At 67.1% G+C, this 25,296-nt stretch carries 21 protein-coding genes, 2 pseudogenes and 1 riboswitch; of the genes and pseudogenes, 11 read left to right on the forward strand and 12 right to left on the reverse strand.

Features of this window, described 5'->3' with window-relative positions:
• Nucleotides 1-146: 146 nt before the first annotated feature.
• Together ACWDPV_RS15255 and ACWDPV_RS15260 are read left to right on the forward strand one after the other, a co-directional pair.
• Nucleotides 147-971: a hypothetical protein gene (locus ACWDPV_RS15255; RefSeq protein ID WP_449743667.1), complete on the forward strand. Its 825-nt coding sequence runs from the start codon at nucleotides 147-149 to the stop codon at nucleotides 969-971.
• Nucleotides 971-2,611 carry a DNA polymerase Y family protein gene (locus ACWDPV_RS15260; RefSeq protein WP_449743668.1) on the forward strand — a complete coding sequence of 547 codons (1,641 nt, stop codon included), beginning with the start codon at nucleotides 971-973 and terminating at the stop codon, nucleotides 2,609-2,611. Before ACWDPV_RS15255 ends, ACWDPV_RS15260 begins: the two co-directional genes overlap by 1 nt.
• A gap of 144 nt (nucleotides 2,612-2,755) precedes the next feature.
• On the opposite strand, the gene ACWDPV_RS15265 is transcribed toward ACWDPV_RS15260, so the two are convergent.
• From ACWDPV_RS15265 to ACWDPV_RS15275, 3 genes are all read right to left on the reverse strand, one after another.
• Nucleotides 2,756-3,844, reverse strand: coding sequence for an alanine racemase (locus ACWDPV_RS15265; RefSeq protein WP_449743669.1), 1,089 nt, complete (start codon nucleotides 3,842-3,844; stop codon nucleotides 2,756-2,758).
• Nucleotides 3,841-5,772: an SDR family oxidoreductase gene (locus tag ACWDPV_RS15270; protein ID WP_449743670.1), complete on the reverse strand. Its 1,932-nt coding sequence runs from the start codon at nucleotides 5,770-5,772 to the stop codon at nucleotides 3,841-3,843. Before ACWDPV_RS15270 ends, ACWDPV_RS15265 begins: the two co-directional genes overlap by 4 nt.
• 296 nt (nucleotides 5,773-6,068) lie before the next feature.
• Nucleotides 6,069-6,431, reverse strand: a complete 363-nt coding sequence (locus ACWDPV_RS15275) for an Rv2640c family ArsR-like transcriptional regulator (RefSeq protein ID WP_449743671.1) — start codon at nucleotides 6,429-6,431, stop codon at nucleotides 6,069-6,071.
• A gap of 99 nt (nucleotides 6,432-6,530) precedes the next feature.
• Here ACWDPV_RS15275 and ACWDPV_RS15280 point away from each other — a divergent pair, with 99 nt between their 5' ends.
• Entirely contained in the window at nucleotides 6,531-7,016 is a 486-nt protein-coding gene (locus tag ACWDPV_RS15280) for an ArsI/CadI family heavy metal resistance metalloenzyme (protein WP_449743672.1), read from the forward strand.
• 24 nt (nucleotides 7,017-7,040) lie between these two features.
• On the opposite strand, the gene ACWDPV_RS15285 is transcribed toward ACWDPV_RS15280, so the two are convergent.
• The 5 genes and pseudogenes from ACWDPV_RS15285 to ACWDPV_RS15305 form a co-directional block, all read right to left on the reverse strand.
• Nucleotides 7,041-7,451: an arsenate-mycothiol transferase ArsC gene (locus tag ACWDPV_RS15285; protein WP_348808565.1), complete on the reverse strand. Its 411-nt coding sequence runs from the start codon at nucleotides 7,449-7,451 to the stop codon at nucleotides 7,041-7,043.
• The gene (locus ACWDPV_RS15290) at nucleotides 7,448-7,873 is read right to left on the reverse strand and encodes an arsenate reductase ArsC (protein WP_449743673.1); all 426 of its coding nucleotides are present in this window, start codon (nucleotides 7,871-7,873) and stop codon (nucleotides 7,448-7,450) included. The genes ACWDPV_RS15285 and ACWDPV_RS15290 overlap by 4 nt, the downstream gene beginning before the upstream one ends.
• Nucleotides 7,874-7,914: 41 nt before the next feature.
• A pseudogene (locus ACWDPV_RS15295) lies at nucleotides 7,915-8,595 on the reverse strand (arsenate reductase/protein-tyrosine-phosphatase family protein).
• On the reverse strand, nucleotides 8,588-9,691 hold the full coding sequence (gene arsB / locus ACWDPV_RS15300) for an ACR3 family arsenite efflux transporter (protein ID WP_348808562.1): 1,104 nt from the start codon (nucleotides 9,689-9,691) through the stop codon (nucleotides 8,588-8,590). The pseudogene ACWDPV_RS15295 and the gene arsB overlap by 8 nt, the downstream one beginning before the upstream one ends.
• The gene (locus tag ACWDPV_RS15305; protein WP_449743674.1) at nucleotides 9,688-10,050 is read right to left on the reverse strand and encodes an ArsR/SmtB family transcription factor; all 363 of its coding nucleotides are present in this window, start codon (nucleotides 10,048-10,050) and stop codon (nucleotides 9,688-9,690) included. The genes arsB and ACWDPV_RS15305 overlap by 4 nt, the downstream gene beginning before the upstream one ends.
• 156 nt (nucleotides 10,051-10,206) lie before the next feature.
• Between ACWDPV_RS15305 and ACWDPV_RS15310 the strand changes: the two are divergent.
• The 3 genes and pseudogenes from ACWDPV_RS15310 to ACWDPV_RS15320 form a co-directional block, all read left to right on the forward strand.
• A pseudogene (locus ACWDPV_RS15310) lies at nucleotides 10,207-10,562 on the forward strand (helix-turn-helix domain-containing protein); the annotation flags it as partial.
• Between the two features lie 419 nt (nucleotides 10,563-10,981).
• Nucleotides 10,982-14,248: an error-prone DNA polymerase gene (locus ACWDPV_RS15315; RefSeq protein WP_348808560.1), complete on the forward strand. Its 3,267-nt coding sequence runs from the start codon at nucleotides 10,982-10,984 to the stop codon at nucleotides 14,246-14,248.
• A 174-nt stretch (nucleotides 14,249-14,422) separates the two neighbouring features.
• Entirely contained in the window at nucleotides 14,423-14,650 is a 228-nt protein-coding gene (locus ACWDPV_RS15320; RefSeq protein ID WP_348802631.1) for a DUF167 domain-containing protein, read from the forward strand.
• A gap of 232 nt (nucleotides 14,651-14,882) precedes the next feature.
• Here ACWDPV_RS15320 and ACWDPV_RS15325 read toward each other — a convergent pair whose 3' ends face one another.
• Nucleotides 14,883-15,347, reverse strand: coding sequence for a tRNA (cytidine(34)-2'-O)-methyltransferase (locus tag ACWDPV_RS15325; protein WP_449743675.1), 465 nt, complete (start codon nucleotides 15,345-15,347; stop codon nucleotides 14,883-14,885).
• 39 nt (nucleotides 15,348-15,386) lie between these two features.
• Nucleotides 15,387-16,343, reverse strand: a complete 957-nt coding sequence (locus tag ACWDPV_RS15330) for a serine/threonine dehydratase (protein WP_449743676.1) — start codon at nucleotides 16,341-16,343, stop codon at nucleotides 15,387-15,389.
• A gap of 56 nt (nucleotides 16,344-16,399) precedes the next feature.
• On the opposite strand from ACWDPV_RS15330, the gene ACWDPV_RS15335 reads away from it, so the two are divergent.
• The 3 genes from ACWDPV_RS15335 to ACWDPV_RS15345 all read left to right on the forward strand — a co-directional run bounded on the left by ACWDPV_RS15335 (nucleotide 16,400) and on the right by ACWDPV_RS15345 (nucleotide 19,193).
• A complete protein-coding gene (locus ACWDPV_RS15335; protein WP_348802627.1) occupies nucleotides 16,400-17,266 on the forward strand; it encodes a bifunctional methylenetetrahydrofolate dehydrogenase/methenyltetrahydrofolate cyclohydrolase in 867 nt (288 codons plus the stop codon).
• Entirely contained in the window at nucleotides 17,263-17,586 is a 324-nt protein-coding gene (locus ACWDPV_RS15340) for a DUF3017 domain-containing protein (RefSeq protein ID WP_348802626.1), read from the forward strand. The genes ACWDPV_RS15335 and ACWDPV_RS15340 overlap by 4 nt, the downstream gene beginning before the upstream one ends.
• Nucleotides 17,587-17,693: 107 nt before the next feature.
• The gene (locus ACWDPV_RS15345) at nucleotides 17,694-19,193 is read left to right on the forward strand and encodes a molecular chaperone (protein ID WP_348808557.1); all 1,500 of its coding nucleotides are present in this window, start codon (nucleotides 17,694-17,696) and stop codon (nucleotides 19,191-19,193) included.
• Nucleotides 19,194-19,231: 38 nt separating this feature from the next.
• Here the strand turns inward: ACWDPV_RS15345 and metX are convergent, their stop codons facing one another.
• Both metX and ACWDPV_RS15355 read right to left on the reverse strand, forming a co-directional pair.
• Nucleotides 19,232-20,380 carry a homoserine O-acetyltransferase MetX gene (gene metX / locus ACWDPV_RS15350; RefSeq protein WP_449743677.1) on the reverse strand — a complete coding sequence of 383 codons (1,149 nt, stop codon included), beginning with the start codon at nucleotides 20,378-20,380 and terminating at the stop codon, nucleotides 19,232-19,234.
• Nucleotides 20,381-20,409: 29 nt separating this feature from the next.
• Nucleotides 20,410-21,738 carry a bifunctional o-acetylhomoserine/o-acetylserine sulfhydrylase gene (locus ACWDPV_RS15355; RefSeq protein WP_449743678.1) on the reverse strand — a complete coding sequence of 443 codons (1,329 nt, stop codon included), beginning with the start codon at nucleotides 21,736-21,738 and terminating at the stop codon, nucleotides 20,410-20,412.
• Nucleotides 21,739-21,800: 62 nt separating this feature from the next.
• Nucleotides 21,801-21,918: riboswitch (SAM riboswitch) on the reverse strand.
• Between the two features lie 203 nt (nucleotides 21,919-22,121).
• On the opposite strand from ACWDPV_RS15355, the gene ACWDPV_RS15360 reads away from it, so the two are divergent.
• Nucleotides 22,122-23,807 (forward strand): cutinase family protein, encoded by a 1,686-nt coding sequence (locus tag ACWDPV_RS15360; protein WP_449743679.1) that lies wholly within the window; start codon nucleotides 22,122-22,124, stop codon nucleotides 23,805-23,807.
• Between the two features lie 116 nt (nucleotides 23,808-23,923).
• Nucleotides 23,924-25,216, forward strand: a complete 1,293-nt coding sequence (locus tag ACWDPV_RS15365; RefSeq protein ID WP_449743680.1) for an MFS transporter — start codon at nucleotides 23,924-23,926, stop codon at nucleotides 25,214-25,216.
• Nucleotides 25,217-25,296 lie beyond the last annotated feature (80 nt).

The following is a 25,296-nucleotide window of genomic DNA, read 5'->3' on the forward strand; positions in this document are numbered from 1 at the left end:
GTTGCGGTCTGTCGGTGGGGCGTCGTACGATCAAAGACGTCGAATAAACGTTCGAAAACTCAGTGCGGAGAGTGCTCGTCGTTCGCTCGGCTCGGAGCATCTTCCCTGCTCACCATGCGTTGTCGGTGCCGGTCAGGAGGGGTGTCATGGGTGTGTTGTCGTTATCTCGCCGAGAAGGAGATGTTCCGGGTCCATCCGGTTCGGGTGCAGCCGAACAGCATCGAAACGACACGCTGGCCGGCCTGCGCCGCCAGATGGCGGTCATGTCGGGCACGCCCGATCGTCGGACCGCGGAACCGGTATCAGTCGACGTGTTGCCGGTGTCCGACGAACTCGCCGAGGTGTTGCCCCAACGTGGCATCGTGCGGGGCGGGATTCTCTGCTACACCGGTGCCCGATCACTGCTCATGTCCCTGATCGCCACGGTGACCGCGGGCGGCGGACAGATCGGCATCGTGGGTGTGCCCGGGCTCAACCTGGCATCGGCGGTGGAGATGGGGGCCGATCTCGAACGCATCGCGGTCGTCGCCGAACCCGGTGTCGATCCGGTCGAGGTGGCCTCGGTTCTGCTCGACGGTATGGACCTGGTGATCCTCGGGCTCGGTGGGGTCTCCGTCCCGCCGTCACGATGCCGGGTGGTCGGTGGTCGTGCACGTCAGCAGTCGTCGTCGCTGATCGTCGTCGGCGGTACATGGCCGGGCGCGCACACCCGTCTGGATGTTCGGGTGATCGGATACCGGCATCGTCCCACTCTCGCCGGACGTGGCGACCTGGCCGACGCGCGCAGCGGGCACGGACATCTCGCCGGCATGCGGCTGAGGGTGGTGGCCGAGGGCCGCGACCGGCGTCGTCGAGACACCGAAATAGAGTTTGTGGCAGGCGATTTCGGAGATGATCGGGTACTGCTCCGGCGGTTGGATGCGACGTTCGGTGCGGTCGCTTCCGAACCGGATGTGGCGGTGGCCAACTGATGGCCGGTGCCGAACCACGATCGCGCGTCGAGGCCAGGCGGCGGATACTGGCATTGTGGTGCCCCGACTGGCCGGCCATCGCGGCGGCAGCCGAGGCCGACCTGCCGCCCCGGCATCCGGTCGCGGTGCTCAATGCCAATCGGGTGGTCGCCTGCTCGGCACCCGCCCGGGCCGCCGGGGTGCGCCGTGGCATGCGGAAGCGTCAGGCGCAGTCCCGGTGTCCGGAGATGATGGTGGTCCTCGCCGACGATCATCGCGATGGGCGGGCGTTCGAACCGATCGCCGCGGCCGTCGCCGAGATGGTCCCCGCCATGGAGGTGATACGACCGGGGCTGCTGGTGGTCTCGTTGTCCGGCGCCGTGCGCGTACACGGTGGCGAGGACGCCCTTGCCGAGGAACTCGTCGATCGGGTGTCGGCGTGTGGTGTCGAATCGCAGGTCGGGATCGCCGACGAACTGTTCACCGCGGTCCTGGCCGCCCGGCGCGGGTGCAGTGTGACGCCGGGTGGCGATCGTGTGCATCTCGCCGGACTCCCGATCGCCGATCTCGCCGTGGAATCCTCGCTGTGTGCGCCGGGGCGTGACGGACTGGTCGAACTGCTGCGCCGCCTGGGTGTGGTGACCATCGGTGACTTCGCCGACATGCCGGTCGCCGACATCGCCACCCGATTCGACGCCGACGCGGTGACCGCACATCGACAGGCGAACGCCCTGCCCGGCAGACCGCCATCGGCGCGCGCACTGCCCGACGTCCTGTCGATCGAGTACGTCTGTGATCCGCCGGTTGACCGGATCGATGCTGCCGCCTTCATCGGCCGTCGTCTGGCCGAGGTGGTGCATCGCCGGTTGACAGACGCCTCGATGGCCTGCACGAAGCTGGTCGTTGAAGCGATCACCGAACGCGGGCAACGCCATACGCGGACCTGGCGATGTGCGCAACCGCTCACACCAACTGCCACCGCCGACCGTATCCGGTGGCAGCTGGAGGGATGGATGACCGGGGGGAGGCGTAATGCGATCGGCGACGCCCGTCCCGATTCACCGATCGCCATGCTTCGGCTGGAACCGGTGGAAGTGGTCGATGCCGGTGCGCTGCAGTACTCGCTGGCCGGGGCGGGTCTGCCGGGTGGCGCCGGTGTGTCCGAACGTGCCCGTCGCAGCATGGAGCGGGTGCAGGGATTGCTCGGTGGGGATGCGGTCCGCATCCCCGTCCGGAGTGGCGGCCGTGATCCGGGTGCGGCGATCACGATGGTCTCTCTCGGCGAAGATTTTGTGCCACAGCGTGATCCGTCTGCACCGTGGCCGGGGAGGATGCCGCGTCCGGCGCCGTCGGTGATGGCCGACATCCCCGTCGAGGTGATCGATCTGTCCGGTGATCCGGTGCTGGTAACCCCGCGCGGTGCCTTCTCCGCCGAACCGACAACCGTTCGACTCGCGCACCGTCTCGGACCCGGTGGGACGGATCGACGCAGTAGCTGGGAACTGCGATGGTGGGCAGGCCCGTGGCCGACCGGGATCACCCGCAATGGCTCGGGTGTCGACGAGGTCGACGCCCGAGCCCAGGTACTACTCGACGATTCGCGGGCACTGTTGCTGTGCTATCGATCGGGTTGCTGGGTGGTGGAGGGGATATACGAGTGAGCTGCCGGGATTGTGGGCGCTGTCAACGGAGAATAGGGCGCTGTCAACGGGATTGTGGGCGCTGTCAACGGAGAATAGGGCGCTGTCAACGGGATTGTGGGCGCTGTCAACGGAGAACAGGGCGCTGTCAACGCAAGTGCGGGCTCAGCTGTTGCGTCCGCGTGCCGTCACCGGCCACCGTTGCGGCTCAACCGAATCGGACTCGACGATCAGTTCGTCGACCAGATTGACCGCTGCGCACACGTGATTGGGGATCACCCGGATCACCTCGCCGACCGCCGGAATCGTCGCTGCGGTATCGGGATACTCGATCACCCCGTGATGCTCCGACAGGGAGGTGATCCGTGCGTCCGGCGCACCGGCCACCCGGCCGAATCCGGTTGTCCACCCGGGCCGGTCGGCACCGAGAATCTTGCTGCCGGCGTCGACGACGATCCGGGTGCCGCTGCGATGCACCACGGTGGTGACCGCCGACAACGACACGTCGTCGAATCCACACGCCCCCAACTCGATCTGCTGAGCGTCGAAGAACGGGTAGACGCCGGGGCGGATCTCGGTGAGGACCCCGGTGTCGGCAAAGGCAATGGTCGGGGTCGATCCGCCACTGCGTACCCGTGGGTCGATTCCCTTGGTCCGTAACGATTCAGCTGCCGATGCCAAGGCGTCGGCCTCCTCGCGGGCGGCCCGCCGCCGGGAGTCCCCGGGCCCGTATCCGTGACCGGGAAAGGTGAATACCCCCACCACGTCGAGGCCGGCGTCGGCGGCGGCCGCCGCCACCGTGCCGGCATCGCCCGGTGCGACGCCGGTGCGATGCTGACCCGAATCGACCTCCACGATTGCCTCGACCGTCCGGCCGGATGGGTTGCCGTCCAGCGCCATACCGAGTTGCCGGGCTCCCCCCACCGAGGCCACCCCGATCCGCAGCGACACCTGATCGGCGAGCGCGCGCACGCGTGCACCCTTGTCGGCGGTCACCCACAACGGATAGGCGATGAACAGATCCCGGCATCCCGTCCGGTCGGCGGCAGCCGCGAAGACCTCCGCCTCGCCGATCGTCGCGACCGTCAGACCCTGCGCACCACAAGTGTTCTGGCGCTCGGCGATCTCGACACACTTGTGTGTCTTGGCATGCGGTCGCAGTGCGATACCGGCCTCGGCGCAGAGCCGCGCCATGGAGTGAAGATTGGCATCGAGCCGATCGGTATCGACCGACAGGTACGGTGTGTCGATCATCGGCGTCTCGGCCGTGGTTCACCGAGGGCGGCGGCCGACTCTCGTCCGAGCAGGAACTCCTGATGCAGGATTCGCGTGGTCAGTCGTGGTGCGAAGCGTCGTCCGAGGTCGGCGAGATCACCGAGCGGGGTCGAGATGTGTTGGGGGCGACGTTCGATCGCGTCGAGCACGCGCGTCGCGGCCTTGTCCGGACTCCACACGCCCGCCGACCGGCGATAGTCCTCGGTGGGACTGATCATCCGGGTTCGCACGAGCGGCAGTCGCACGTTGGTGAACGTGACGTGATCCGACAACGTCTCGACTGCGGTCGCATCGCTGAATGCCTCCAGGGCGGCCTTGGAGGCGGCGTAGGCGCTGAAGCGTCCACCGCGTGACTGCACCGCTATCGAGGTCACGTTGACGATGTGCCCGCAGTGACGGCTTGTCATGTGCGGCAACAGCGCCAGCACCATGTTCACTGCGCCGAAGTAGTTCACCGCCATCACCCGGTGATAGTCGTGGGAACGGTCGACGGCATTGACTGTGGCCCGCCGGATCGACCGCCCGGCATTGTTGACGAGAACATCGACGTGATCGTGATCGACGAGGACGGTCTTGACCATCGCCTGGACCGATTCCTCGTCGGTGATGTCGCAGACGACCGGGTACGCATGTCCGCGTGGCACACCGGGTGTCGGTGTGGCGGAGTTGATCTCTCGTGCCGCGGAATCGAGTTCGTCGGCGTGGCGCGCCACGATGATGACCGTCGCTCCCTGGGCCACACACATGCGGGCGGTGGACTTACCGATTCCCGACGAGCCGCCGGTGATGAGAATGACCTTGTCCACCAGAGGTCCTCGTGGGTCGGTGTGTCGGTGGCGGGCCGGGTCGAGGTGGTGTGACCAGTACGTCCACAGGGCGGGTGCGTAGTCCTCGAGCGCCGGGGGTGGGCAGACCCCGAGGGATGAGAGGCGGGTGATGGTCTGATCCGAGGAGAATCGCACGGGCAGAGCCATCGCGTCGAGAAGTGCCGGTGGGATTCCCTGTTGTTCGGCGATCAGGTTGCGGCCCAATCGCAATGGGCCGAACCCGGTGAGGGTCACCGCGGGTTCGACGAGTTGACGCGGCACCAGGGTGATGCCGCGCGGTGCCTGAAATGCCGGGGCGAGCGCGTTGTAGAGGTCGGTGATGCTGCGGTCGGTGCGGTCGCCGAGGTGATGGACCCGGTGTGTTCTCGTGTCCTCGGCAAGGATCAGGGCGGCGAGCGCGTTGACGACGTAGTCGACCGGAACCACGTTGATGTGTCCCAGATCGGGGAACGGAAGTCGCAGCGCGGCAGGCAGTCTGGAGAACTGCCGGAGATGGCCGAAGAAATAGTAGGGTCCGTCGACCTTGTCCATCTCGCCGGTGCGCGAATCGCCGACCACGACCGACGGGCGATAGATGCGCCACCGCAGGTCTGCTCGGTCGCGGATGACCTTCTCCGCCTCGAACTTGGTGCGGTGATACGCGGTCGGAAACCCCTGTCCGACGTCGAAGTCGTCCTCGGTGAACACGCCGCGGTGGTCGCCGGCGACGGCGATGGACGAGATGTGATGACAGGTGGCGTCATGGGCAAGGGCGAAGTCGGCGACGTGGGCGGTGCCGGCGACATTGGCCGCCTGTTGTGCGGCATCGTCGGCGGCCATGTCGTAGATGGCGGCGAGGTGGATTACGTGATCGACGTCGAGGTCGGTGTCGCGCAGGCCGAGTCCCGGTTCGGTGATGTCACCGACGACGGGGTGGATGCGCTCCCCGCCGGGCAGGTCGTCGGCGATCGCGGTGAGCCGGGCCAGTGAGGATGCACGGACGAGTGCGTGGATGGTGGCGTCGGGCCTGCCGATCAGCAGGGCGCGCAGCAGGCGCCGGCCGATGAAGCCACTGCCGCCGGTGACGAAGTAGGTGGACATGCGATCGCTCCCGATCTGCCGGGCGGGTTCTTACTGTCCGGTAAGGACGATTGTCCCAGCCTGACACTTCCAGTGTCCGATGGCAAGGATGGGACGCCGACCTCGACGGCCGGTGTCATCTCGCAGGACATCGGTGACACTTCTGCATCAGGACATCGGTGACGGTACGAGCGGTATTGGTGGTGACACTTCTTCATGAAATGTCCGCGAGGCAACGCTCTGTGCGAACTCGCGTGTCGCGGTTGCCGATGAGGGGAGCCTGACGCAATTGCTCGACGATTCGCGCCTGTGACGGTTCAGCAGCACCCTGTCGTGGCGCTGAGAACGTTGCGGAGCGCTTCCAACGAGTCCGGTTGCGCTCGGTAGTAGACGTTCATCCCCCGCCGGTCAGGTGCGACCATGCCGGCCTTGCGGAGCACCCCCAGGTGGTGACTTGTGGTGGCTTCGGTGAGCCCGACCGCGGTCGCGAGGTCGCAGGTGCAGATCCCGTCACCGGTGTCGGCGAGCAGGATCGAGACCAGCTTGATCCGCACGGGATCGGCAAGCGCCTTGAGACGCAACGCAACCTCCAGCGCGGTGTCGTCATCGAGCGGAGCCGCCGACACCGGCGCGCAGCAGATCGGGGCACTGATGTCGACCATCGGCAAGGTCTTCGGCATAACCCGACCATACCCGTGGTCTTGACATATGTCGAAAAGGTCGGCACTCTGCATGATGACCGTAGTTCGATATATGTCTCACAGGTGAAGGTGATGGTCATGTCCCGTATGCAGCTCGCACTCAACGTCGATGATCTCGGTACCGCGATCGAGTTCTACTCCAAGCTGTTCAACACCACCCCGGCCAAACGCAAGCCGGGCTACGCCAACTTCGCGGTCGCCGAGCCGCCGCTGAAGCTGGTGCTGCTGGAGAACCCCGGCCAGGGCGGCACCATCAACCATCTCGGTGTCGAGGTGGAGTCCAGCGAGAAGGTGCACGCTGAGATCGCCCGCCTGTCCGGTGAGGGCCTGTTTACGCGGGAGGAGATCAACTCCACCTGTTGTTTCGCGACGCAGGACAAGGTGTGGGTGACCGGGCCGGCGAAGGAGAAGTGGGAGGTCTACACCGTGCTCGCCGACTCCGACACCTTCGGCACCAGCCCGAAACTCCTGGAACAGAACGCCGCCGAGGAAGCCGAGCAGGGTTCGGTGTGCTGCGGTGGCAACGCCGCCGAACCGGCCGAGGCGCGCACCGCCTGCTGCTGAGGGGGTCGTGGCTCGCGCTCTCGCCTACCGCGCGATGCGGTCGGCGAGGGCGCGGATCCGGTGGGTGATGTCGTCGCGGATCAGCCGCATCCGTTCGACGCCGTCGATGCCCCGTTCGGAAGGTTCGTCGGTGTCCCACACCTCGAGGGCGACGCCGTCGGGTGGGGTGACGTCAGCGGTACCGACCACCACGACCAGGTCCACGGCTTGCATCAGGTCGTCGGTGAGTTGCCGCGGCTGATGTCCGGCGACGTCGGCGCCGACTTCGGCGAGTACCTGGGCGGACAGTTCGTTGACCTGGCCGCCGATCTTCGCACTCGTCCCGGCCGAGGATGGGGTGATCCGGCCGGTGACCGTGGGCGTGAGGTGTTCAGCCATCACCGATTTGCCGCGGTTGCTCACGCACACGAACAACACCTGCGGTGGCGTGCTCACTGGCCGACCCGCTGGTCGGCGGGTACCAGTTCGTCGAGCAGGCCCTCGACCAGTGCGCGGATCTGATCGCGGATCGGGCGGACCGCGTCAATACCTTGGCCGGCCGGGTCATCGAGGGCCCAGTCGCGGTAGCTGACGCCGGGGAACACCGGGCACGCATCGCCACAGCCCATGGTGATCACGACGTCGGAGGATTCGACAGAGTCGGGGGTGAGGATCTTTGGTGACTGCGCGGAGATGTCGATACCGACTTCAGCCATCGCCTCGACAGCGGCCGGGTTGATCGAGTCGGCGGGCGCGGATCCGGCCGAGCGGACCTCGACGCTGCCCTGGCGAAGAGCGGTGAGGAAACCGGCGGCCATCTGCGATCGGCCAGCGTTGTGGACACACACAAACAGCACGCTAGGTCGAGAGAAAGACATAAGACACAAGCCCTTTCAGCTGTGAGGGAAGCTCGGAAAAGTTAGACCCGTTCGGCAGCGAGTCCGGAGAGAAGCTCGCGAACGCGGGCATCAAGATCGTCGCGGATCGCGCGAACCTCGTTGAGGGGACGGCCCTCGGGGTCTGAGACCGTCCAGTCCAGATAGCGCTTGCCGGGATAGATCGGGCACGCGTCGCCGCAGCCCATCGACACCACCACGTCAGCGGCAGCGACCACATCGTCGGTGAGCGGTTTGGGGTACTCGGTGCCCAAGTCGACGCCGATCTCAGACATCGCCTCGACGACGGTCGGGTTGATCGAATGCGCGGGCACCGATCCGCCGGAGCGCACGTGTACCCGACCGGCGGCGTGATGGGTCAACAATCCGGCGGCCATCTGCGAGCGGCGGGCGTTCTGCACACAGATGAACAAGACCTCGGGCACATCCTTGGGTACCGAACCCTCCGCCTGGGCCAGTGCGCGTAACCGATCAGCAGCGAATCGTCCCGCCAAGGTCGTCAGGTGCGCGTGCACCCGGGAGGTGCGCCGTAACGCGGTGTAGGACTCGAACACACAGCGTTCCACCGTCTGGCGAGACACCACACCCTCGTACTTGGTGGCCAGGTCAGCGGTGGTGCGGGCGAGCACGGTATGGTCATCAACAGTTCGGGTTGGGCGGTGTTCGCCGCGACTCAGCTGCTCGTCCAACACATTCTCAGGCATCGCGACCTGGCTCCTTCGATACATCTGGGCTAGAGGCGGTGCTCGGGCTGGTGAAGCGTTTCCGCAATGCCAGGGACACGTACACGAGGGCGACGAGGACCGGCACTTCGATGAGTGGTCCGATGACTCCGGCGAGAGTCTGGCCGGAGGTCGCACCGTAGGTGGCGATCGCGACGGCGATGGCGAGCTCGAAGTTGTTGCCCGCGGCGGTGAATGCGAGCGTGGTGGTCCGCTCGTAACCGAGTCCCATCACGGCGCCGAGGAGGAATCCGCCGCCCCACATCACCGCGAAATAGATCAGCAGCGGGAGCGCGATCCGCACGACGTCCCAGGGTTGCGAGGTGATCTGCTCACCCTGCAAGGCGAACAGGATGACGATGGTGAAGAGCAGCCCGTAGAGCGCCCACGGACCCAACCGCGGGAGGAACGAGGATTCGTACCAGTCGCGGCCTTTGGTCCGTTCGCCGATGCGGCGGGTGAGGTAGCCGGCGACCAGGGGGATGCCGAGGAAGATCAGGACCGACTTCGCGATCTGCCACGGCGAGGCGTCGATCGTGGTCTGTTCCAGGCCGAGCCAGCCGGGTAGCACCGAGAGGTAGAACCAGCCCAGCACGGCGAACATGATCACCTGGAACACCGAGTTCAGCGCGACGAGGACGGCAGCGGCTTCGCGGTCACCGCAGGCCAGGTCGTTCCAGATGATGACCATCGCGATGCAGCGGGCCAGTCCGACGATGATCAGTCCGGTCCGGTATTCCGGCAGATCCGGGAGTAGCAGCCAGGCCAGCGCGAACATCAACGCCGGTCCGATGATCCAGTTGAGCAGAAGCGATCCGAGCAGCAGGCGACGGTCACCGGTGACCGAATCGAGCCGGTCGTAGCGCACCTTGGCCAGCACCGGGTACATCATGATCAGCAGGCCGAGGGTGATCGGCAGCGAGATGCCGTCGAGTTCTACCGCCGCCAGGGTGTCACCCAGGCCCGGGACAACTCGGCCGAGCAGCAGGCCGGCGACCATCGCGGCGCCGATCCACACCGGTAGGAACCGGTCGAGCATCGACAACTTTCCCGCGACCGCGGTGTCGGTGGCGGTCACTGGTCGGCCTCGCACGAACGCGTTTCCCCCACGACCGTGGCGAGATCTCCCAGCAGGACTGACAGTTGTTGCAATGCTTCGGTATTCACGCGGTAGTACACCCAGGTCGCGCGCCGTTCGCTCGTCACCAGACCTGCCTGACGCAGAACCTTCAGATGATGCGAGATCGTCGGCTGCGACAGCTCGAACGGTCCGGAGATGTCGCACACGCACGCCTCGCCGCCCGGATGCGCAGCGACCTCCGAGAGCAACCGCAGCCGAACCGGGTCCGCGAGCGCCTTCAACAGTGGGGTGACAGCCCCGGTCTCGTCAGTGCTGAGGCCGCGGCCGGGTGGCGGCAGGAGATTCTTATTCGACACACGTCAATATTGATACACGTCGATTCAGGCGACAAGACGACCGATCTGGAGGCAGGCTTGTGTTTCGCATCGATATCCACGACACGCTGTCGGTTGGGCTTCGATCGAACCGACCTCGTCGGGTCAGATCACGCTGCCGCACTCAACGCTCAGACGGTGGCTGTTAACAACCCTATCGACCCTGTCGTGCGTCTGGCTATCTCGCAGTGGCCTGATGATGCACCGCGCGGAGTGGTCTCGACGTTCTGCGCCGAACACGGAATTTCCCGGAAGTCGTTCTACGAGTTGCGTAAACGTGCCAAGGACGAGGGGGCCGCGGCGGTGCTGGAACCCCGCACCCGCCGCCCGAAGTCGAGCCCGTCGGCGCTGAGTGACGAGGTCAAGGGCAAGCAGTCGCGGTGCGCGCTGCCCTAGAGGCTTCCGGTCTGGATCACGAACCGATCAGCGTGCATGACAAGATGCAGTCGATGGGCCTGACGGAGGTCCCCTCGACGGCATCGCTGGCTCTTGTCCTGCTCCGAACTGTCAGTACCTCCGGGACCGTCAGCGTGGATGCAGTCACCTACATATTCGGTGCCATCGAGTTGCCAGCACGCGTCCGGTGCCGGATAGACGAACCGCCGCCACGCCGAGCGAGGCTTCTTCTTCGGTTCACGGTGAGCCACACCGGCCTCGCGGAACACGGTCGTCATCGCCAACACCGACGGAGAGGTCGTTGTCGAGCACCCTCGACCCACTCCCGGAGTTAGCTACGTCGGCAATCGACAACCCCGCGGCCCACGCCCCACGAAGACCAGACCGTCACCGAAGTCCTGACACACCAAGTGTCACCGATGGCCTGACGCAGAACTGTCACCTATGTACCGATACATCACAGACCTCGACGGCCGGTGCGATGACCAGTATCGAACGCATGTTCTATGATGAACGGATGGGTTGGAACCAGGGGCCACCGACGTGGTCGGAGATGGAGCGAGTCCTCTCCGGGCGTGCGCGCGCCTCCGACGGTCACGATCGTCCCGGTGAGTTCTTCGGCCCCGGCGACGGTGGGGACTCGCCGGCCTGGTCACGTAAGCGTGGACCCTACGTGGCGCCGGAGATCCGGACCGAGTCCTCGTCGGTCCGCTACGCGGAACTGCACGCGCACAGCGCCTACAGCTTTCTCGACGGCGCGTCGATGCCCGAGGAGATGGTCGCCGAGGCGCAGCGGCTGGATCTGACGGCATTGTCGATCACCGACCACGACGGCTTCTACGGCGTGGTGCGATTCGCCGAGGCGGCAAGGGAATTCGGCATGCCGACGGTGTTCGGTGCGGAGCTGTCGCTGCAGCCGGATGTGGCCCGGACCGGCGTGACGGATCCGCCCGGCGAACATCTGCTGGTGCTGGCGCGAGACAGTGAGGGATATCGGCGACTGTCGCGGGTGATCGCCGACGCACACATGTCCGGAGGCGAGAAGGGGCTGCTGCGCTACGACGCCGACCGCCTCATCGCCGACGCCGGACATTGGCTTGTGCTGACCGGCTGTCGTAAGGGGGCGGTGCGCCGAGCGCTGGATCGCGGGGGGCTCCCGGCCGCGGAGAAGGCGCTCGGTGGTCTGATCGACCGCTACGGAGCCGGTGGTGTGGTCGTCGAACTCACCGCGCAGGGGCTTCCCGACGACGATGCCCGCAACGCGGCGCTGGCCGGTCTGGCCACCCGGTTCGGGATACCGACGGTGGCCACCGCCGGAGCCCATTTCGCCGGACCGCCACGACGTCGGCTGGCGATGGCGATGGCGGCGGTACGGGCCCGCACCGACATCGAGACCATCGAGGGATGGATGCCCGGGGTCGGCGGAGCGCACCTGCGCAGTGGCGACGAGATGGCTCGGATGTTGCCCGCACATCCCGAGGCGATCGACAACGCCGTGCAGATCGCTGCCGACTGCGCCTTCGAATTGGGTTTGATCGCACCGAAACTGCCGCCCTTCGATGTTCCCGACGGGCACACCGAGGCCACCTGGCTGCGGCATCTCACGATGACCCGGGCCGCCGCGAGGTATGGCACCCCCACGCGGCATCCCCAGGCGTATCGACAGATCGAACACGAACTGGCGATCATCGATACCCTCTCCTTCCCCGGGTACTTCCTCGTCGTCGCCGACATCGTCGACTTCTGCAAACGCAACGACATCCTCTGCCAGGGACGGGGGAGCGCCGCGAACTCCGCGGTCTGTTACGCCCTCGGCATCACCAATGTCGATCCGGTGGCCAACGAGTTGCTGTTCGAGCGGTTCCTCTCACCCGAACGTGACGGGCCGCCCGACATCGACGTCGACATCGAGTCCGACCGGCGGGAAGAGGCGATCCAGTACGTCTACCGGCGTTACGGCCGCGACTTCAGCGCCCAGGTGGCCAACGTGATCACCTATCGGCAACGGTCATCCGTACGCGACAGTGCCAAGGCGTTGGGCTATGCCACCGGGCAGCAGGATGCGTGGGCCACGATGCCGCAGGACGCGCCCGCCGACGTTCGTGAACTCGCCGACGAGATCGGGGGAATGCCAAGACATTTGGGAATCCACTCCGGTGGCATGGTGATCTGCGACCGGCCGATCGCCGACGTCTGTCCCACCGAGTGGGCTCGGATGGCCGACCGCAGCGTCCTGCAATGGGACAAAGATGACTGTGCGGCAATCGGTTTGGTGAAGTTCGATCTCCTGGGTCTGGGGATGCTCTCGGCGTTGCACTATGCGATCGATCTCGTAGCCGAACACAAGGACCTGCACGTCGACCTGGCCACCCTCGACCTCGCCGAGACCGCGGTGTACGACATGTTGTGCCGCGCCGACTCGGTCGGTGTGTTCCAGGTGGAATCCCGTGCGCAGATGGCCACGCTGCCACGCCTGAAGCCCCGCTGTTTCTACGATCTGGTGGTGGAGGTCGCGCTGATCCGTCCCGGGCCCATCCAGGGCGGGTCGGTGCATCCCTACATCCGGCGGCGCAACGGGACCGAGCCGGTCGGCGTCGAGCACCCGTCGATGTTCAAGGCGCTCGAACGCACGCTGGGGGTGCCGCTGTTTCAGGAACAGTTGATGCAGTTGGCCGTTGACGTCGCGGGCTTCGACGCCACCGAGGCCGACCAGTTGCGTCGGGCAATGGGTTCCAAGCGGTCACCGGAGAAGATGCAGCGACTGCGTCAGCGGTTCTACGACGGCATGGAGTCGACCCACGGGATCACCGGGGACACCGCCGACCGGATCTTCGAGAAGATGGCGGCCTTCGCCAATTTCGGTTTCCCGGAAAGTCATTCGCAGAGTTTCGCCTCGCTGGTGTTCTATTCGTCGTGGTTCAAGTTGCATCACCCTGCCGCTTTCTGTGCGGCGTTGCTGCGGGCGCAACCGATGGGCTTCTACTCGCCCCAGTCGCTGGTGGCCGATGCGCGCCGACACGGTGTGCGGGTTCACCGACCCGACATCAACCGTTCACGCGCCGAGGCGACCCTGGAAAATCATGGGGAGGAGGTCCGGCTGGGCTTGTCTGGGGTTCGTGGGGTGGGCGACGAGGTGGCCGAACGGATCATCGAGGCGCGTTGTGCCGACGGCGACTTCACCGGTCTCGCCGATCTGTCCCGACGAGCCGGGTTGACCACCCGGCAATTGGAGGGACTGGCCGGGGCGGGGGCCTTCGAGACGTTCGGACTCAGTCGGCGGCAGGCGTTGTGGGAGGCCGGTGCGGCGTCGACGGCGCGTCCGGAGCACCTCGATCTCCCTCAGGCATCAACGACCCCGATGCTGCCGGGACTCACCGATGTGGAGCTGGCCGCCACCGACGCGTGGGCCACCGGTATCACACCGGCGTCCTATCCGACCCAGTATCTGCGACCGCGATTGGCGGCGTTGGGGGTGATCCCCGCCGACGGTCTGTTGGCCGTCCCGGACGGTTCCCGGGTCCTGGTGGGCGGGGCGGTCACCCATCGTCAGCGCCCGGCCACGGCCTCGGGTGTGACATTCATCAACCTCGAGGACGAGACCGGCATGGTCAACGTCGTCTGTTCGGTGGGTTTGTGGTCGAAGTACCGGGAACTGGCGCATACGGCCACCGCACTGCTGGTCCGGGGTCGGGTGCAGAACGCCGAGGGCGCTGTCACGGTGGTCGCGGATCGCTTGCAGCGCATGGATCTTCGCGTGGGGTCTCGTTCGCGTGACTGGCACTGAGCGGAGAATCCGAGCGGATGGGGCACAATGTGTGCCACGAGTGAAATCACGCGTGCGACGACACGCGACTTCGTGGATCATGACCCGGGGTTCGTGGCATATCCGGCAGACGAGCCGTCCAGATATGACAGTGACAGTGTTTCTGTGTGAGAACGACGTGAGGGGAAGCGACGCATGCCGCAACAGGTGATCGTCACGGCCAAGCCGAGCAGCCGAAAGGGGCCGCTGGTCGAGACCGGACCCGATGGTGCGATCACCATTTTCGTGCGGGAGCCGGCCACCGAGGGCAAGGCCAACAAGGCCATCGCCGAGCTGCTCGCCAAGCACCTCGGAGTACCCAAGAGCCGTGTTGCCCTGGTCGGCGGTGCCACGTCCCGCACCAAGCGGTTCCGGGTGAGCTGAGCGGTGGACGCCACCCGGGGGCGGGCGATGGCCACCGACGAGATCCTTCATCGGCGCCGGGGCGAGGTGGCTTCGGCGACCTGACGACGAACGCGAAGCCCTCGCTCTGTGGTGGTCGGAGGCAGACACCCGACATCATCGCCGACAACGTCGACAATTTTCTGGAGACCGCGCTTCTCGAACTCGCCGACCGCTACGGCGTGTCCGTCGACTGACCGCTCGCCGCGAGGCCTCAGACCGAGCCGGCGAATCCCTGCTGACGCCACGCCTCATACACCGCGATGCTCGCTGCGTTGGCCAGATTGTGTGACCGCCGTCCGGCCAGCATCGGGATCCGGATGCGATCGGTGACCTCGGGTTCGTCCAGCACCTCGGCGGGAAGTCCGGTCGGCTCAGGCCCGAACAGCAACACATCGCTGGGCGCGTACTCGACGTCGGTGTGAAACCGCTCGGCGTGCGCGGTGAACGCGAACACCCGCTCCGGCTTGAGGGCGGTCCACGCGGTCTCGAGATTCGGGTGGACGGTCACCGTCGCCATCTCGTGGTAATCCAGCCCGGCACGTTTCACCTGCTTATCCGACATGGAGAACCCCAGCGGTTCGATCAGATGCAGTTCGCAGCCGGTGTTGGCGGCCAGCCGGATCGCGTTACCGGTGTTCGGTGGTATGCACGGCTGGTAGAACATGATGCGGAACATGGGATCCCATTGTGCCGGGCGCGTCGCACCCGGTGACCGTCAGAGCCCGGTCAACCCGGTGTTGGCCCCGCACAGGACCACACACAGGGCCGAATCATCATCGGCCGCAACAACTCCCGTGGTGACCGCGGCGACGGCGGTGGCGGTGCCGTGCTCCACGACGATCCGGAACCGTTCCCACAGCATCGTCCGAGCGCTGATGATCGCGGCGTCCGGCACGACGACGCTGTCCACGGCCCGCCCCGCGATACTCGCCCAGCAGATCTCGCCCACCCGGGTGGCGCCGAGCGAGTCGGCGGCCACGCTGTCGAGGTCGACGTCGACCGGGCCTCCGGCCGTGATCGCCTGATGCAGGCAGGAGGCACCGACGGGCTCGGCACCCACGAGCCGGTCGCCGGGCCGCAGTGTGGCCGACATCCCACCCAGCAGGCCACCTCCACCGACACACACGACGGTGGTCAGCGGGCCGTCGACGTCGTCGACGAGTTCGAGGCCGATGGTGCCTGCTCCGGCCACGATGTCTGGTCGGTCGTAGGCGTGCAGCGCCAGTGCGCCGCTCTCCAGCGCCATCCCGGCGGCCGCGTCGGCGGCATCCTGATAGCGGGAACCGATCAGGTGGACCGTCGCGCCGAGGGCACGCAGTGCCGCAACCTTGACTGCGGGTGCCGACTCCGGGACGACGACCGTGCACCTGGTGCCGGCGAGGCGGGCCGCCCAGGCGGCGCCGATCGCGGCATTGCCGCCCGAGGCCACCAGGACGCCTGCCTCCGGGAGCCGTCCCTGGTCGCGTGCGCGGATCACCGCGTTGACGCTGCCGCGCGGTTTGAAGCAGCCACCGATCTGGGTGAACTCGAGCTTGAAGACCACCGGAACCGGCCCACGGCCGGTGGCGAGCTCTGCGTGGAGTAGCGGAGTACGGCGGACCGTCCCCGCGATCCGCGACTGCGCCGCGCGGACGTCGTCCGGCGTCACCGCCGCGACCATCGATGCCGACATGCCCAGAACGCTACCGCCGGGCCGGGCGCCGCCGCACAGGTGGAACAATGGTCGCCGTGAGTGCGATACGACTGGACGGCAAGGTCACCCGCGACGAGATCTTCACCGACCTCAGCGCCCGGGTAGAGAAGCTCCATGCGGCCGGCGTACATCCCGGGCTGGGGACCATTCTCGTGGGCGACGATCCGGGATCGCAGTCCTACGTCAAGGGCAAGCACGCCGACTGCGCGCGCATCGGCGTGGACTCGATCCGCAAGGATCTGCCGGCCGACGCCACCACCGACGAGCTCAACGCCGCCATCGACGAACTCAACGCCGATCCGGCCTGCACCGGGTACATCGTCCAGCTGCCGCTGCCGGCACACCTCGACGAGAACGCGGCGCTCGAGCGCATCGACCCGGCCAAGGACGCCGACGGTCTGCATCCGATCAATCTCGGCCGACTGGTCCTGGGCAAGGAGTCGACGCTGCCGTGCACGCCGCGCGGGGTCATCCACCTGCTGCGGCGTTACGACATCCCGATCGCCGGTGCCCGGGTGACGGTCATCGGTCGTGGCGTGACGATCGGGCGGCCCATCGGATTGTTGCTGACCCGCCGCAGCGAGAACGCCACCGTGACGCTGTGTCACACCGGCACCCGCGACCTCGCCGCCGAGGTGTCGCGCGCCGACATCGTCATCGCCGCCGCCGGGGTACCCCACCTGGTGACCGCCGACATGGTGAAGCCGGGCGCCGCGGTCATCGACGTCGGAGTGAGCCGCACCGATGACGGACTCCGTGGAGACGTGGCACCCGACGTGTGGGAGGTGGCTGGCCACGTCTCACCCAATCCGGGCGGTGTGGGCCCCCTGACCCGGGCGTTCCTCCTGGTCAACGTCGTCGAGCGGGCGGAGGCGCAACTCGCGGAGAAGCTGGGTCGATGACCGCCGACGCCACCGACCGGACCCGGCGGATTCACCGGGCGCGCATCGTCCGGGCGTGCATCGTGCAGATTCCGTATCTGCTGGTGATGCTCGGTGTGGTGGTGGCCGCGGGGTTGGTGCTCTTCGATCGCTGGCGGCGTGGTGCGTTCGTGTTCGGTTCCGCGCTCTTGCTGGGTGCACTTCTGCGCGCCCTGATTCCAACCACCAGGGTCGGATTGTTGCAGGTCAGGGGCCGGTTGTTCGACGTCGCCGCGATGGCGACGGTGGGTGGACTGATGCTGTGGCTGGCCACCTCGATCGACCCTTTGGGCACAGATTGATTACACTGGTGACCTCAGCGTGACATTCGGGGCCAAGAAGCGGCGCTCATCAGATCGAGGAATGACACGGTCGTTAGCGACACTAAGTAGGGATTGGCATCTCATCCATGTTGGAGACCAACAGCCAGGGCACTGACGGCGACGCGACGTCGCTGGGTGTCTCGGTGGGCGAGGGCATGATCCATTACGTCCTGATGACCCTTGACGACGCCGGCCGGACCGATGTCACCTCACGCGTCTTCGAGGTCGACCCCACCGACGGCCTCGACTCCGTCGGTCGCGTCAATGCCGGGATCGACCTCATGCTCGACGCGGCGCGGGCGGCCGATCGCCGTGTCGGACCGATCGGCGTCACCGCTCGGACCGCCACGCAGCGCCGCCGCCTGCGCTCGGGCGGGACGGGGACACGCCGACAGGTCTACCTGAGTTCCGACGAAGAGGCGGTGGCCGAATACCTCACCCGCACCGGCCAGATCGACCGCTTCACCGCCGTGGTGGTGGCCGATTGCGGTGACACCGGAATGTCGCTCTACACGGTGGATCCCGCTGCCGGGACGATTGCGTCGATCGAACGAACCGTGGTGATCAGTGGTCGTGCGCTGGATCGATCGCTCGCCGATCATGTTGCCGCGCAATCGGTCTCGGTCGGCCGGGAGGCGCAGACGCGACGTGGGCGGGAGTTGCTCGTCGGTGCTTGCCGGACCGCCAAGGAGGAGATCGGCGACGCGGTACCCGCATCCGGTGCGGGTGGTCTGCGTCTGACCCGGGCGGCGGTCGCCGAGGCGGCCGCGCCGATGGTGGCGGATGCGCGTGGAGTGTTCACGCGCTACGTCTCCGCGGTCGGTCGGCGCGGTCCGGCACCCGACGCGGTCGTCCTGGTGGGTGGCCTGGCGAATCTGCCGGTGATCCACGAACTCGCCGGCGACGTCGATCTGGAGGTGCTTGTACCGCCCTCCCCGGAGATCGTCGCCGCGACCGGCGCGGCGATGCTCGCCTCGTCGTCGTCGTCGACCGGCGGTCTCGGCTTCATCGGCGGGCATCGCGGGCCACGCTGGTCGCTGGCACCGGCGGCCCTGGTCGGTTGTCTGATCGCCGCCGTCGTGATGGCCGCCGTCGCGGTCGGCGCAACGCTGTCCACCGGGGATTCCCCGGCGCCGACGTCCACGGAGGGTGCCGAGGAGGTCGCGACCACCGACTACACCGGGTGGACCTCGACGACGCGTTCGACGACATCCGCCGAGATCAGCGCGGTGCTGCCGCCGACGATCGCACCACCGCCCGGCGGGTTTCAGTCACCGGGTTGGGCGACGACCGAACTGCCGCAGACCACGATCTCGGCAACGACGCTGACGCTGGTGCCGAACACACCGAGCACCACCACCGCGTCGCCGAATGTCACGTCGCCGAGCACCACGACCCCGACAACGCCACCGCCACTGCCGATTCCATCGCAATGGTTGCCGCCGGGACTGCTGCCGCTCATGCCGCCGCAGACGAGCACCCCGGCCCCGGACACGCCGGATCTGACACCCTATCCCGTCCCGGCGCCGCGGCAGCAGGCCGTGCCGTCCGCTGCGCCGACGACGACCACCACTCCGGCCGGCTGACTCGACTCGACGGCTGCGGCCGTGCCGATCGGCGACGATCAGCGGCGCGCGAGATCCACTGTGCGCTTGAGGAGATCGGCGATGGCGTCGAACTCGGTGAGAAAGCCGTCGTGGCCCTTGTCGGACCGGATCACCTGCAGACCGCCCACGCAGTTGCCCAGGCCGTCGGCGAGCTCCTGTTGTAACCGCAACGGGTACAGGCGATCCGAATCGATACCGGCGACGATGATCGGCACCTGACACGACCCCAGCGCCGCGGCGATGCCGCCTCGGCCGCGTCCGACGTCGTGATGGTTGAGAACCTCGCTCAGCACCACATAACTGCCCGGATCGAAACGTTCGATGAGCTTGTCCGCCTGGTGCTCGAGGTAGCTCGCGATCGCGTATCGCCCACCGCGCAAGGGGTTTTCACCATCCTGCGCAGAATCGCCGAACCGCTCGTCGAGTTCCAGTTCATGTCGATAGGTCAGATGCGCGATACGACGCGCGATCCCCATGCCGATCATCGGTGAACGGCCGGTGCCGTGATAGTTGCCGCCCTGCCAGTCCGGGTCGGCCGTGATCGCCGCGATCTGTGTTGTCTGCGTGCCGATCTGATCGGCGGTGGCGCGGGCACCGACCGCGAGCACCAGCGCGGTACGCACCTTGTCGGGGTAGGTGATGGCCCACTCGAGCGCACGGGCCCCACCCATCGAGCCGCCGAGAACCGCACCGATGCTGCGGATGTCGAGCGCCTCGAGGAGGGTGGCCTCGGCCCGCACCTGATCGAGCACGGTGATCTGCGGGAAGCGTGAACCCCATGGCCGCCCTTGGGGATCCGGCGAGGACGGACCGGTCGAACCGCGGCACCCGCCGAGCACGTTCGCCGAGATCACACACCATTCGTCGGTGTCGATCGCCGCACCCGGACCGATCAGGCCGTCCCACCATCCGGGGGAGGGCTGCTCGTCGGTCGCGGGTCCGGTGACATGGGAATCACCGGTCAGCGCATGCAGGGTGAGGACCACATTGTCGCGTTCGGGTGACAACGTCCCCCAGCGCTGGAACGCCAGGGTGACGTCGTCGAGCACCTCCCCGTTGTCCAGAGCCAACGACCCCACCCGCATGCGGACCATCTGCCCGTCGGGGACCTGCTCCCACTCGGGTTGATGCGCCGCGGAGGCCTGGGGGTCGATGCTCACCGACACGGGGTGTGTGCTCCTGTCTCGAGTCCGAATTACTGTGCGGCGGCGAAACCCTGGGCGAGGTCGGCCAGGATGTCGTCGATGCCCTCGATGCCGACGGCCAGGCGGACCAGACCGGGGGTCACACCCGCGGCCAGCTGCTCCTCGGGGGTGAGCTGACTGTGGGTGGTCGAGGCGGGATGGATGACCAGCGAACGCACATCACCGATGTTGGCGACGTGGCTGTGCAGCGTCAGGGCCTCCACGAAACGCTTGCCCGCGTCGACACCGCCGACGATCTCGAAGCCGATGATCGCGCCCTGGCCCTTGGGTGCCAGTTGCTGTCCGCGCGCGTACCACGGCGACGACGACAGGCCGGCGTAGGCGACCGAGGAGACCTGCGGATGGTCGTTGAGGAACTCGGCGACGCGCTGTGCGTTGGCGACGTGCCGTTCGATGCGCAGGCTCAGGGTTTCCAGGCCCTGGGCGAGCAGGAAGGCGTTGAACGGCGAGATCGCCGCACCGGTGTCACGCAGCAACTGCACGCGGGCCTTGAGGGCGTAGGCGGGCGCGCCGAGATCGGCGAACACCGCGCCGTGGTAGCTCGGGTCGGGGGTGGTGAAGCCGGGGAACAGGTCGACCCCGTCACGCTGCACCCGCCAGTCGAAGGTACCGCCGTCGATGATCACGCCGCCGATCGCGGTGCCGTGTCCACCGATGTACTTCGTCGCCGAGTGCACGACGATGTCGGCGCCGTGCGCCAGCGGGTTGAGCAGGTACGGGGTGGCGACGGTGTTGTCGACGATCAGCGGCACACCGTTGCGGTGCGCGACCTCGGAAATGCCTGCGATGTCCAGGATCTCGTTGTTCGGGTTCGAGATCGACTCGCCGTAGAAGGCCCGGGTGTTGGGCCGCACGGCGGCCTGCCACGACTCGAGGTCTTCCGGGTCCTCGACGAAGGAGACCTCGACGCCGAGCTTGGGCAGCGTGTAGTGGAAGAGGTTGAAGGTGCCGCCGTAGAGCCGCGGGCTCGACACCACGTGCCCGCCGTTCTCGACGATGTTGAGGATGGCGTAGGTCTCGGCGGCCTGCCCCGACGCGACGAGAAGTGCGGCGACACCGCCCTCGAGAGCGGCCAGGCGCTGCTCGACGACGTCCTGGGTCGGGTTCATGATGCGGGTGTAGATGTTGCCCGGCTCGGCCAGCCCGAACAGGTTGGCGGCGTGGGTGGTGTCGTTGAAGGTGTACGACGTGGTCTGGTAGATCGGCAGCGCGCGAGCGTTGGTGGTGGCGTCGGCGCTCTGACCCGCATGGATCTGTTTGGTCTCGAAGCTCCAGGTGTCCACAGGATTCACGGTGCCGTCGTTGGCTGCGTCAGACATGGAAATAGATCACTTTCTACGGTCGGCAGGGTTACTGGAACCCTGATGGGGTCCGACCTTCGGACCCGCGCTTGCCGGGGACGCACTGCGTCCCACAACCCGGTCATCACCCGGAGCACCCCACCGCGGTTGGAGGGTTGCCGATCAGCAAGCCGGGGCTTGTCGCTGATGCTCATGACCTGGCGACAAGGATATAGCACGGCCACGCCGGGCTGATAACCCTCCTGCTCACGATGGTTGGAACGGTGGCGGGCGCAGTGGCCATCGAAACGGCACCGCGCGGTGCGCTCGAGAGCGCGGTGGTGTCCTCCGGCCGGAGGAATTGTGGATCGTGAGGCCGGTTTTCGATATCCACTACTGGACATCGGCCTACGCTGCACGCTATGGCAGGGTTCGGGGACCGACGTCGCATTCGACTCGCAGCTCTCACGGTCGGCGTGGGCGCGGTGGCGGCATCGCTGGTGACGGCGACATTTCTGGGGCGTGGGGTGGCGCTCGCCGATGACAGTCCGTACACGTGCACCGGTCCCGGTGCGGTGTTTGTCGTCGGCGGGACGTGGAACCCCGACAGCTACCTGCTCGGCATCAACCAGCGGTACGGAGCCCAAGGTTACGAGATCGTTCAGGTGCCGTATTCGGCGACCATCTGGCCCCTCGGTTCGGTCGGCTACAACGCCAGCGAGGCCGAGGGTGCGGCGAACCTCGAGCGGGCGGTGGCCGATTACCAGCAGGCATGCGATGCGGATGGAACCAAGAAGGTCGCGATCGTCGGATACTCCCAGGGCGCGCGAATCGCCGGCGACGTCCTCACCGACATCGGACAGAACCGCCCGCTCGAGGACGGTACCGTCATCGATTCGAGCAGGGTCACCGGTGAGCTCTACTCCGATCCCCGGATGGTGGGAACCCTGTGGGGGCAGGGCATCGAATCGGCCCTCGTCGGGGTCATCCCCGGCCTGACCATGTCGGGTCCGCGTAGCGGCACCGATTACGGCGGCCTGCCGGTGACCACCTACTGCATCGAGGGCGATCCGATCTGCGACCTACCGGATGTGCTGCACGACCCGATCGGCGTCGTCGACGACTTCTTCGGGTACTGGGTCAAACACAATCAGTACCCGTATCACATGTATCAATACCCCGGCGACTACGTGATCTGGGATTTGGGGCCGGTCGACGGTGAGATGACGTGCACGCAGACCGGCACCCTCGAGAATGTGCAGACGTGCACCATCTCGTCGCCGTCATCGTCGGCCATCATCGTGCAGAACCTCGTCGACGCGCTGGGCCTCGACTGGTCGGTGCCCGATCTGCTGCCGTACCGGTTCCGGTTCCCGGACATCATCGGCATCACCCTGTCCGACTTCCAGGTCCCGATCCGCTGGGTGATGGACTGGCTGCCACCGCTGCCGGAGCTGGGTTACGGCGCCTACCTCCCGAATCTGTTCGACTTCCAGGACATCCTCAACGGTGTGCTGCAGTGGGATTCGGCACTGTTCAAGCAGGGTGTGGTGGCGCTCGCGGCGAGTGCGACGAGCATCGTGCTGCTGCCGGTGAACTTCGTCCGGTACTGGGCCGAGCGGATCGTCGAGGGCATCACCACGGTGCCGTGGGGCCCCGACTCGGCATCCCAGACGACGGCATCGCAGACGATTGCGGCGCTGTCCTCGTCGCCGGCGTCCGCGAGGTCGTACGGCGTCAGCACGCTGTCGGCGGGGGAGACGCAGGAAGAGGCCGAGGGCAGCGGCGACGCGCAGACCGATGGCACTCCGGGAAGCCTCGGCGGCGGAACGCAGGTACCGGAAACATCGACGTCGGATTCACCGGCGACGCCGGTGACCACCGTCGACACCACGCCGTCGGCCACGCCCGAGCCCACCGGCGGCGCCACGCCGTCGGTCACGCCCGAGCCCACCGGCAGTGCCACGCCGTCGGCCACGCCCGGGCCCACCGCTGACCCGACGCCGTCGGTCACTTCGTCGCCCACGCCCGAGACCACGGGCAGCGCCGTGCCCACCGCCGACGGTGCAGCCGTCGACGCCTCGAAGGAACCGGTCGGCGTCGGCTGACCCGACGACGCCCGCCTCGGGCGCTCGGCTCCGTGCGGCGCGCGCCGTTTGCCATGTGAACGACCTCACGCCGCCGAATGGGAATCCTCGGCGCCCGCGCGGTGGTTGGTGGACCTATGCCCGAGTCCGTCCACACGCCTGCCGACTCCGTCGTCGAGTCCTCCTCACCCTCGGAGACCTCGGCGAGCGCGCCGCCCTCGCCCGCCCGTCCGATCCGGTGGGCGATCCTGGCGATGGCTCTCGGCGGGTTCGGCATCGGGACGACCGAATTCGTCGCCATGGGCCTGCTGCCCAACATCGCCCATGCGATGTCGGTGAGTGAACCCAGCGCCGGCATCGTCATCTCCGCCTACGCCCTCGGTGTGGTGATCGGCGCACCGCTCATCGCCGCGCTGACCGCGCGGATGTCGCGACGCACCCTGCTGATCGCTCTGATGGTGGCCTTCACCATCGGCAATGCGGCGACGGTGGTGGCCCCGACGTTCGGTCTGCTCATCGCGGCGCGGTTCGTCGCGGGTCTTCCGCACGGCGCGTACTTCGGGGTGGCCGCACTGGTCGCCGCCCACCTGGCCGGACCGCGGAAGCGGGCCGCGGCGATCGGTCAGGTCATGCTCGGGCTGGCCGTGGCGAATGTCGCCGGGGTGCCGATGGCCGCGTGGCTCGGTGAGCACTTCGGCTGGCGTAGCGCGTTCGTGGTCGTCGTGGTGGTCGGCGTGGCGACGATCGGTGCGCTGGCGATGAATCTGCCGTCGCTGCAGGACATGCGCGTCACCAATCCGATGACCGAGCTCGGCGCGCTGCGTCGACCGCAGGTGTGGTTCACCCTGTTCATCGGCGTCGTCGGATTCGGCGGGATGTTCGCCTTCTACACCTATCTGAACACCGCGTTGACATCGCTGGCCGGGCTCCCGGTGTCATTGGTGCCGATCGCGCTGATGCTGTTCGGTCTCGGCATGGTGGTGGGCAACATCGTCGGCGGCATCGCCGCGGACCGCAACGTCGCGCTGTCGATCCTGGTGGGACTCACCGGCACCGGACTGGTGCTGCTCCTGTTCGCGCTCCTGGTGCAGAATGTGTGGGCGGCCCTGATCCTGACGTTCTTCGTCGGCGTCGGCGGTACCTCGATGGTGCCGGCGCTGCAGACCCGGCTGATGGATGTCGCCGAAGATGCGCAGACGCTGGCGGCGGCGCTCAATCACTCGGCGCTCAACATCGCCAACGCCGCCGGCGCCTGGCTGGGTGGTGTGGTGATCGCGGCCGGATACGGCTACCGCGCCCCGTCGATCCTCGGCGCCGCCCTGGCGGTGGCGGGAGTCGTGGTCCTGGTGGCCGCGCTGGTGGCGCAGCATCGTCGGGTGCGCGGCATCTGGATGCAGAGCCGGCAGACCTCACCCGCCGAGACGGTGTGAATCGCGGACCCGGGGGTCAGACACGGGGGTCAGACACCAGTGGCGGGGGCGGGCGGGGCGGCGGCGGCACCCGAGATCGT

It is taken from the genome of Gordonia sp. NPDC003504, from assembly GCF_053587995.1.

Coding starts and splice junctions, on each gene's coding strand:
- ACWDPV_RS15255 (WP_449743667.1), top strand. CDS start 147: ATGGGTGTGTTGTCGTTATCTCGCCGAGAAGGAGATGTTCCGGGTCCA.
- ACWDPV_RS15260 (WP_449743668.1), top strand. CDS start 971: ATGGCCGGTGCCGAACCACGATCGCGCGTCGAGGCCAGGCGGCGGATA.
- ACWDPV_RS15265 (WP_449743669.1), bottom strand. CDS start 3,844: ATGATCGACACACCGTACCTGTCGGTCGATACCGATCGGCTCGATGCC.
- ACWDPV_RS15270 (WP_449743670.1), bottom strand. CDS start 5,772: ATGTCCACCTACTTCGTCACCGGCGGCAGTGGCTTCATCGGCCGGCGC.
- ACWDPV_RS15275 (WP_449743671.1), bottom strand. CDS start 6,431: ATGCCGAAGACCTTGCCGATGGTCGACATCAGTGCCCCGATCTGCTGC.
- ACWDPV_RS15280 (WP_449743672.1), top strand. CDS start 6,531: ATGTCCCGTATGCAGCTCGCACTCAACGTCGATGATCTCGGTACCGCG.
- ACWDPV_RS15290 (WP_449743673.1), bottom strand. CDS start 7,873: ATGTCTTTCTCTCGACCTAGCGTGCTGTTTGTGTGTGTCCACAACGCT.
- ACWDPV_RS15315 (WP_348808560.1), top strand. CDS start 10,982: ATGGGTTGGAACCAGGGGCCACCGACGTGGTCGGAGATGGAGCGAGTC.
- ACWDPV_RS15320 (WP_348802631.1), top strand. CDS start 14,423: ATGCCGCAACAGGTGATCGTCACGGCCAAGCCGAGCAGCCGAAAGGGG.
- ACWDPV_RS15325 (WP_449743675.1), bottom strand. CDS start 15,347: ATGTTCCGCATCATGTTCTACCAGCCGTGCATACCACCGAACACCGGT.
- ACWDPV_RS15330 (WP_449743676.1), bottom strand. CDS start 16,343: ATGTCGGCATCGATGGTCGCGGCGGTGACGCCGGACGACGTCCGCGCG.
- ACWDPV_RS15340 (WP_348802626.1), top strand. CDS start 17,263: ATGACCGCCGACGCCACCGACCGGACCCGGCGGATTCACCGGGCGCGC.
- ACWDPV_RS15345 (WP_348808557.1), top strand. CDS start 17,694: ATGTTGGAGACCAACAGCCAGGGCACTGACGGCGACGCGACGTCGCTG.
- ACWDPV_RS15355 (WP_449743678.1), bottom strand. CDS start 21,738: ATGTCTGACGCAGCCAACGACGGCACCGTGAATCCTGTGGACACCTGG.
- ACWDPV_RS15360 (WP_449743679.1), top strand. CDS start 22,122: ATGGCAGGGTTCGGGGACCGACGTCGCATTCGACTCGCAGCTCTCACG.
- ACWDPV_RS15365 (WP_449743680.1), top strand. CDS start 23,924: ATGCCCGAGTCCGTCCACACGCCTGCCGACTCCGTCGTCGAGTCCTCC.